The organism is Ruegeria sp. C6, from assembly GCF_056537625.1.
This window is the reverse complement of record NZ_JBQFRW010000007.1, coordinates 138374-145899: the sequence shown is the minus strand read 5'-3', so window position 1 is coordinate 145899 and position 7526 is coordinate 138374. Positions and strand designations below refer to the sequence as shown.

The window sequence follows — 7526 nt, the reverse complement described above, 5'->3', positions numbered from 1 at the left end:
CCCAATCAAAAACCTCAGATGCCCCCAGTCTCTCCCGAGCGTCTCCGCAGCTTCCACCGCGTCCCAGCACCTCAGCAGCGCCGGTGAAGGGGTATTTACGGATTAGGTCTGGGACCTGCAACCCCCAATTTGAAAAAACTTCACATTTCCGACCACCTTCCTCTGCACCTTAATAAAAACAACAGGTTAGAATAACAAATCCTCCCGAAAACTCACAAAAAAGAGGTTTATAGAAAGAGAAAGAACAGTCTCTCGGCGGAATCGTACCCAATGCTTGGTACGCGCCCTGAGCCAGGCGCATGAAAACGCCGCCCGACTCTCCTCGGGCGGCGCAATTTACTGCGATGGTTATAGGGTTACTTCAGATCAAAACGATCCGCGTTCATCACCTTGTTCCAGGCCGAGACGAAATCGCAGACAAATTTGCCGCCTGCGTCGTCCTGACCATAGACCTCGGCCAGTGCCCGCAGCTGCGAGTTCGACCCAAAGACCAAATCCACGCGGGTACCCGTCCACTTCACGTCACCACTTGCGCGGTCGCGGCCTTCATAGACGCCGTCACCGGATGGTTTCCATTCGGTGCCCATATCCAGCAGGTTCACGAAGAAATCGGTGCTGAGCGTGCCGACCCGTTCGGTCAGCACACCATGAGAAGTTCCGTCAAAGTTTGTGCCCAGCACACGCATCCCACCTACAAGCGCAGTCATCTCCGGTGCCGACAGCGTCAGCAGTTGCGCTTTGTCCACTAGCAGGGCCTCGGCCGGAACCGAGTATTCCTTGTGCAGGTAGTTGCGGAAACCGTCCGCTATCGGTTCCATCACCGCGAAAGACTCGACATCCGTCTGCTCTTGCGAAGCATCGGTGCGGCCGGGGCTAAAGGGAACATCAACGTCATGACCTGCGGCCTTGGCTGCCTTTTCGATGGCAGCACCACCACCCAAGACAATGAGATCGGCCAATGAGACCTTCTTGCCACCAGACTGCGCGTCATTGAACGCTTTCTGAACGCCTTCCAGCGCATTCAGCGCCTTGGATAGTTTCAGCGGTTCGTTGACCTCCCAATCCTTCTGCGGGGCCAGACGAACGCGCGCACCGTTGGCACCGCCACGCATATCCGATCCCCGGAAGGTCGAGGCCGAAGCCCATGCGGTCGACACCAGATCTGAGACAGACAATCCCGTCGCGAGTATCTTGGCTTTCAGATCGGCTACATCAGCGTCGTCAATAAGCGCGTGATCGACGGCCGGGACGTTGTCTTGCCAAATAAGCTCTTCGCTAGGTGCCTCGGCTCCCAGATAACGCGCACGCGGACCCATGTCGCGGTGGGTCAGTTTGAACCACGCGCGGGCAAAGGCATCGGCAAATTCGTCCGGGTTTTCGTGGAAGCGCTTCGAGATCGGGCCATAGATCGGGTCCATGCGCATCGCCATGTCGGCGGTGGTCATCATAGTCTTGACCTTTTTCGATGGATCACCCGCTGCCGGGGCCATGTCCTCTTCCTTGACCCCAACAGGTTCCCAGATCCACGCGCCCGCTGGGCTCTTGGTCAGGTTCCAGTCGTAGCCAAACAGCAGGTCGAAGTAACCGTTGTCCCACTTGGTCGGGTTTGCGGTCCAGGCACCCTCGATGCCGCTGGTGGTGGTATCATCACCCTTGCCGCTGCCAAAGTCGTTGATCCAGCCAAAGCCCATCGCCTCCATCGGGGCGGCCTCGGGTTCGGGACCGACAAGACCGGGATCACCGGCGCCGTGGGCCTTACCAAAGGTGTGGCCACCCGCAACCAAAGCAACGGTTTCTTCGTCATTCATCGCCATTCGGCCAAAGGTGTCGCGAATATCGCGACCTGAAGCCAAGGCATCTGGCTGACCATCTGGACCTTCGGGATTCACATAGATCAGACCCATTTGCACAGCGGCCAACGGGTTTTCCAGATCACGTTCGCCCGAATAGCGGCTGTGCGGGTTCTCGGTTGGAGCCAGCCATTCGGTCTCGGCACCCCAATAAATGTCTTCCTCAGGTGCCCAGATGTCTTCACGACCACCGGAGAATCCAAATGTTGTGCCGCCCATGGATTCGATCGCGCAGTTGCCCGCCAATATGTAAAGGTCAGCCCACGAGATCTGGTTGCCGTACTTCTGCTTGATCGGCCAAAGCAGACGGCGCGCTTTGTCCAGGTTGCCATTGTCCGGCCAGCTGTTCAGAGGCGCGAACCGCTGATTGCCGGTCGATGCGCCGCCGCGGCCATCTGCCGTGCGGTAGGTGCCCGCTGCGTGCCAGGCCATACGAATGAACAAACCGCCATAGTGACCATAATCTGCGGGCCACCAATCTTGCGAATCTGTCATCAGCGCATACAGGTCTTCCTTCAGTGCCTTCAGGTCGAGCTTCTTGAACTCTTCGGCATAGTCGAATGTCTCGCCCATCGGGTTCGATGCAGGGCTATGCTGATGCAGAATCGACAGGTTCAGTTGGTTCGGCCACCAATCCCGGTTGGACCGGGCCTCGGCGCCATGCATTACCGGGCATTTGCCCATGTTGGGGGTATCACTTCCGTCCATATCGATCTCCAGTCCTGGCTAGATGTGTGCGTCGCGCGGTTAACTTTGAAACGAGAAACAGGGGTCTTGAGTGTTTTTGCGCTCGTCCTTGGCAAGGGCGTTACGCGGGATCGCGCAGATCGGCCCTGCCTTCATTGTAGGAAATAGCATTAACGACTCGTTCTTTCTGTTTGGATGTAGATTTAGCAAATCCAAGCCATTCATATAAGTTTTGTTTTTTGATGATATTGATAATCCAGAGCTATCACTTGAACATCTACGCGCAGCCTGACCCTGAAGCGCATGATTACGATTGCACCACCAAGCTTCACCGTGCCTCGCAAGTCGGGCACGAGAGAGAGTGGACGCAAATAAGCTTACGATGATGGCCGCGCATGAAACGACTGAACTGAGTCTAACGCAAAACGGATTGACCGGCCCAGATTCAGTGGCCACTGACCTTCTTATAAAGGGCCGATTTATAGCCGAAGGGAATTCCCAATACCCCGACAAGCCACCCAACCGTTCGGGCGATCTGGATCAATCGCCGATCTGGTTGGAACGGAAACAGAAGGATTGCCCCTAACAACGCCAACAAGCGAAAGGGGGTGCTCAAAAACCCCAAGATCGCCTTTGTTGGCTTCTGATCAAGCTTACGGCGCATATGGGTGTTGGACTGGTCCCTTCCGCGGGCGGTCTGATACCAGAATGACAACCTTTCGGGAGGAATGGTCTCGTACACAAAAGCGTCGGGCACCCAGCCGACCGGTAAGCCTGCAGCAACGGTCTCGGCATAAAACTTTGCGTCCGTCCCGCCGGTCATCCGCATGGTTTCATCGAACCAAAGGCCGGTTTCGCTGAACAGGCGTGTCTCGCCCAGCCAGTTGTTTGTCACGATGGTCACGCCACCGGTACCGTTCAACGTGGCTTTCTTTGCAGCCGCGTTTTCCTTGTCGAGGTAACGATTGCTGATATTGCGCAACATCAGCCGCTGAATCGCGGTCTCCTGCCCCGTTGGCCCCGCCGCACGAAGCGGAGCGCCCATTAGCACGGCAGAGCTGTTGCGATACCCGGCGACCAACCGTTCAAGCCAATCGACCGCCACCACCTCGTCATCATCGACAAAACAGAGCAGATCCGAGCCATTCTCCAACGCTTCGCGCGCGGCTCGGTTGCGTCCGAACGGGATGCCGAGTTCGGTCTCAAGGACATAGTTCAGACTTGCTCCATTAGGCAGCTTCTCCCCTACTGCCTGCACGGTACCTTCGCTGAGCGCTGCGCTGTCGTTTTCCACCACCAAACATCGCACCGAGCAGTCGGGCGGCAGCTTCATCTCTCCCCAGCTTTGGATCAACGCGGCCAGCATCTCGGGCCGCTGCCGGGTCAGGGTCGAAACGGTAATGTTCAGCGGGACAGAGCGGTCTTTCATCGAAATCCCATACAATCCGTGCCGGTTTCTTGGCAAGGCGCGGTGATCAAGTGGCATCCTTCTGATGCTGCATCAGTGCTTCCAACCCTACACGGTAGTTCGGATAGAGCAATGAGACGCCCAGTTCATCCTTGATCCTGTCATTCCGAACGCGCTTGTTCTCATTATAGAAACTGCGCGCCATCGGGGTCAGATCAGCCTCATCAAACGGAACAGCAGGTGGCATCGGCAGACCTTGCAATTCGGCGGCATAGCCGATCACATCCTGCGGCGGCACCGGTTCATCATCACAGACATTGTAGATCGCACCCGGATTGGGTTTGGCCATCGACGCGATCAAAACCTGTGCAATGTCGTCAACATGAATGCGCGAAAACACCTGGCCCGGCTTGATGATCCGCCGCAACCCACCGCGTTTCAGCTTTGAAAACGGCCCGCGACCCGGCCCGTAAATCCCTGCCAGTCGGAAGATATGCAAGGGCAGGCCCGGAATGCCGCCCCATTGCTCCTCGGCACGCACGCGCCAACGGCCACGTTCAGCCGTCGGTGTGGCGGGCGTCGTCTCATCCACCCAGCCTCCCTGGTGATCCCCGTAAACGGCTGTGGTCGACAGGTAGCCGACCCATTTGAACTGTCCGATCCGCGCGGCGATCTCATCCTTCAATTCCGCCAGCACCGGATCACCATCGGCTGTGGGTGCTGTAGAGACAAGCAGATGCGTCACCCCATCCAGATCAAGCCGATCCCCCGGCCAGACCCAAGGCTCGGCGCCCGAGTCGCGGATTGTCTCAAGTTGCTGGGAATCACGCGTGGTTCCGATGACCCGCCATGTGGTTGGATCCAGTTGCCTCGATATCGCTCGGGCAGAATAGCCGTGGCCGAAGGAGAATAGTGTCTGTGTCATGGTCCCTTTGATGATCTGCCCGGCACGTGGATGCAAGCGCCGGATGGACGCACTTGATTCGAATCCTCTGATGCGCATTCATTGAGAAATGACCAAAAAGACACCTGACTTGCACGCAGCCTACTCCCTGAAATCGCCCGAGGAGAACAAGCGCCTTTATGCGGAATGGGCAGGGGAATATGACGACAGTTTCGCAGCGCTTGAGGACTATCAACTCCACATCCACACGGCGCGCGCTTTTGTGGGTGCAGGCGGACAAGGCCCGGTATTGGATGTAGGCGCGGGCACTGGGTTATGCGGAGCTATTCTGGCCGGGTTGGGCGTGGGTCCGATCGACGCCACCGATATCAGCGCCGAAATGCTGGACGAGGCGATGCGCAAGGATATCTATCGCGACGCGATCGAAGCCGATCTCAATCAGGGCCTGCCGGTTCCGCGCGGCAGCTATGCCGGTGTCGTCTCGTCCGGAACGTTCACCCATGGCCATCTTGGGCCAGAAGTTTTGCCAGCGCTCTTGCGCGTCGCACGCCACGGTGCGCAGTTCGCCCTGTCGATCAACGCAAAACACTTTGAGGCGCTCGGGTTCGCCGATACCTTCCGCCGCCTCGAAGCGGATCAGATCAGAGACTTATCGTTAACGCAGGTCCGGATTTATGGCGATCTTGCTGCCGGCCCTAACAAAGATGACGTCGCTTTGATCGCGTTGTTTGAGAAAACCTGACCAAAGCTCTGCGTAGGTCATATACGGACCTATGCAGAACTCGGCGGGGCAGAACGCCCTCGTGATCTAAGTATACATCTGCTTCTTGAAAGCCCGTGTCCGCGTTGTCGCCTCGGCTGAACCATCATGATAAGTGCCGAACCACTTGTCGAACGGAATCTCGGATGTGCCGTAGTTACACTCGAAATACCGGTGATGAAGCTGGTGGAAGAAGTCCCCTGCCCGCGCGGCATCCGTTTCACCAGCCTTCAGCTTTTCGAAACCCGAGTGAGACAGTACAGGGCTGATCTGCTGGAAGTAGGCGTGAAACAGCAGATGCAGCGGATGCGAGGGTACAATCAGATGGATGAAGTAGGTGGTGAAATAGAGAAGGTTTTCATACCAGTGGTTCGATATTCCTGACCATGGTCCGATATTGACGTTGCGATGGTGCACAGCATGAACGTGCTTGTAGAGTTTCGGGTGATGTTCCAATCGGTGCACCCAGTAGAAATGAAGCCCTGACCACATCGGGATGAAAAGCATCCAGATCACGAACCAAACGGGGGCGGTGGCCCAGGTTATCACTGGCGCATAGCCATTCGCCATCGCCCAGTAGATCAGCCACTGATAGACCGTCGCCACAGTCATCGCACTTCCCAGCGTCCACCAGATGTTATCCAAAACCTGATTTCGAAAGGTAAACGACCCATTGTCACGTGTCAGATCACGCCGGTCGAATTTCTTGTACATGCCCTGCCCTTTGCGCATGTAAAGCCACCAATGCAGACCTCCTGCTATCATGATCTGAGGCACCATGTTCAGCAGCCAGATACGGAACATCCAGCCGGGCGCGAAACTCTGCATGGTCTCTAATGGAGGTAAAAACACGAAATAGGCGGCAAAAGCCATCACCATGCAAAGCGTCAGCGACGTAAGGGGAAGCCAAGCCCCTTTGTACCAGTTCAGGATAGCCGCAGGACGCGGCGGCCAGTTGAACAAAGGGTTCAAACCGACGGGCCCTTCGGGGCGGTAATTCCATCGGGCGGCTTCCGCATCATGCATATCGGTCATGGCTGAAACTCCTAACAGTGCGCTTCAGGTTGCGTAATCCGAGCCTTCGGCATCCAGAACAGATTTGATTTCGCGTAGATGTGCTTCGGCCTGACCGGGATATTCATCAAGCTCTTGCGCGGTTTTCTCAGCAATCTCATTGGACAGAACGCGCAAAGGTTGCCTGGTTTGAAGAGCGCGAATGTACGTTTCTGCGGCGCGTTCAAAATAATAGAGTCTGTTAAAGGCATCTGCTGGACTGTCGCCGATCACCAAAACCCCGTGGTTGCCCATGATCATGACTTTCTTTTTCGGGTCCGACAGCATCGCGGCACAGCGCTCACCTTCGTTTTCAAAAGCCAGACCTCCGAATTCTTCATCGATTACGTAGCGATTGAAGAAAGTTGCGGTGTTCTGATCGATCGGCGGTAAGGTGCTGTCTGCCAGCGAGGCAAGAACCGTCGCAAAAATCGAATGCACGTGCATTACGCAGCGCGCATGTGGGCAATGGCGGTGGATCGATCCGTGCAGCCCCCAAGCCGTTGGGTCCGGTGCGCCGGGCTGATCCATGACATCTTTGTCATTGGCATCAAGCAGCAGCAGATTTGACGCCTTGATACGCGCGAAATGCATCTGATTGGCATTCATCAGGAACTGCGTGCCGTCTTCGTTCACCGCAAGGCTGAAATGGTTCGCCACCCCTTCATGCATGTTCAACCGTTCGGTCCAGCGGAATGCGGCGGCCATGTCCACGCGTTCGGACCAATGATCGATGTTGGGACGCAGGTTTGTAACGCTCATGCCGGGCTCCTTCGCTGGTCAATTGACTTCTGGGAAATCGTGCCTTCACCGCAAACGTTTGACCAACGAAAAAAACATGCCTAGTTCATTAGTAAAACTACT

6 protein-coding genes are annotated in these 7526 nt (G+C 56.3%); 1 reads left to right on the top strand and 5 read right to left on the bottom strand.

Features of this window, described 5'->3' with window-relative positions; genetic code table 11:
• Positions 1-356: 356 nt before the first annotated feature.
• The 3 genes from katG to ACR0MJ_RS18710 form a co-directional block, all read right to left on the bottom strand.
• Positions 357-2558, bottom strand: coding sequence for a catalase/peroxidase HPI (gene katG / locus ACR0MJ_RS18720; RefSeq protein ID WP_170613452.1), 2202 nt, complete (start codon positions 2556-2558; stop codon positions 357-359).
• 424 nt (positions 2559-2982) lie between these two features.
• The gene (locus tag ACR0MJ_RS18715) at positions 2983-3966 is read right to left on the bottom strand and encodes a glycosyltransferase family 2 protein (RefSeq protein ID WP_480762158.1); all 984 of its coding nucleotides are present in this window, start codon (positions 3964-3966) and stop codon (positions 2983-2985) included.
• A gap of 46 nt (positions 3967-4012) precedes the next feature.
• Complete coding sequence (locus ACR0MJ_RS18710; protein ID WP_480762157.1) at positions 4013-4870, bottom strand: SDR family oxidoreductase; 858 nt, start codon at positions 4868-4870, stop codon at positions 4013-4015.
• Between the two features lie 88 nt (positions 4871-4958).
• Here ACR0MJ_RS18710 and ACR0MJ_RS18705 point away from each other — a divergent pair, with 88 nt between their 5' ends.
• Entirely contained in the window at positions 4959-5591 is a 633-nt protein-coding gene (locus ACR0MJ_RS18705; RefSeq protein ID WP_170408735.1) for a class I SAM-dependent DNA methyltransferase, read from the top strand.
• 66 nt (positions 5592-5657) lie between these two features.
• On the opposite strand, the gene ACR0MJ_RS18700 is transcribed toward ACR0MJ_RS18705, so the two are convergent.
• Together ACR0MJ_RS18700 and ACR0MJ_RS18695 are read right to left on the bottom strand one after the other, a co-directional pair.
• Positions 5658-6644, bottom strand: coding sequence for a sterol desaturase family protein (locus tag ACR0MJ_RS18700; protein ID WP_170613458.1), 987 nt, complete (start codon positions 6642-6644; stop codon positions 5658-5660).
• A gap of 24 nt (positions 6645-6668) precedes the next feature.
• The gene (locus ACR0MJ_RS18695) at positions 6669-7424 is read right to left on the bottom strand and encodes a class II aldolase and adducin N-terminal domain-containing protein (protein ID WP_480762156.1); all 756 of its coding nucleotides are present in this window, start codon (positions 7422-7424) and stop codon (positions 6669-6671) included.
• Positions 7425-7526 lie beyond the last annotated feature (102 nt).

What these genes read in the sequence shown, in the direction of transcription:
- katG (WP_170613452.1), bottom strand. Translation starts at nt 2,558, where the DNA reads ATGGACGGAAGTGATACCCCCAACATGGGCAAATGCCCGGTAATGCAT.
- ACR0MJ_RS18700 (WP_170613458.1), bottom strand. Translation starts at nt 6,644, where the DNA reads ATGACCGATATGCATGATGCGGAAGCCGCCCGATGGAATTACCGCCCC.
- ACR0MJ_RS18710 (WP_480762157.1), bottom strand. Translation starts at nt 4,870, where the DNA reads ATGACACAGACACTATTCTCCTTCGGCCACGGCTATTCTGCCCGAGCG.
- ACR0MJ_RS18695 (WP_480762156.1), bottom strand. Translation starts at nt 7,424, where the DNA reads ATGAGCGTTACAAACCTGCGTCCCAACATCGATCATTGGTCCGAACGC.
- ACR0MJ_RS18715 (WP_480762158.1), bottom strand. Translation starts at nt 3,966, where the DNA reads ATGAAAGACCGCTCTGTCCCGCTGAACATTACCGTTTCGACCCTGACC.
- ACR0MJ_RS18705 (WP_170408735.1), top strand. Translation starts at nt 4,959, where the DNA reads ATGACCAAAAAGACACCTGACTTGCACGCAGCCTACTCCCTGAAATCG.